1 protein-coding gene is annotated in these 366 nt (G+C 59.3%); it reads left to right on the forward strand.

What is annotated here, in order from left to right:
• Positions 1-167 precede the first annotated feature (167 nt).
• Positions 168-366 (forward strand): hypothetical protein (locus CG51_RS20645; RefSeq protein ID WP_211254222.1); only part of this gene is annotated, 199 nt, incomplete at its 3' end.

The raw sequence follows: 366 nt of genomic DNA on the forward strand, positions 1-366 counted from the left end.
AAAACCACTTAGAAAAACGCCCGGAACCTATTTAGGTAAACCGAGCCACTTCTGACACACCGGACATTCTGCCGAGTGCTTCAGCGGTCTATGCGAAGAAGGTCGCCGCGCTGACGACCGCGCTGGCCCGGCCCGACGAACGGCCCCAGGCGGCTGCGGCTTTGCGGATGCTGATCGAGAAGATTGTGCTGACGCCGGGACCGGTACGTGGGGAAATCTACGCCACGCTGCATGGCGAACTGCGCGCAATCCTCGAATGGACCGAGCGGCAAGCCATTGGAAACGCCACAAAAAGAAACACTCCCTCGGCTTTCGCCTCGGGAGTGTCGTTATCGGTGGTTGCGGGGACAGGATTTGAACCTGTGA

It is taken from the genome of Haematobacter missouriensis (assembly GCF_000740775.1).
Classification (GTDB): domain Bacteria; phylum Pseudomonadota; class Alphaproteobacteria; order Rhodobacterales; family Rhodobacteraceae; genus Haematobacter; species Haematobacter missouriensis.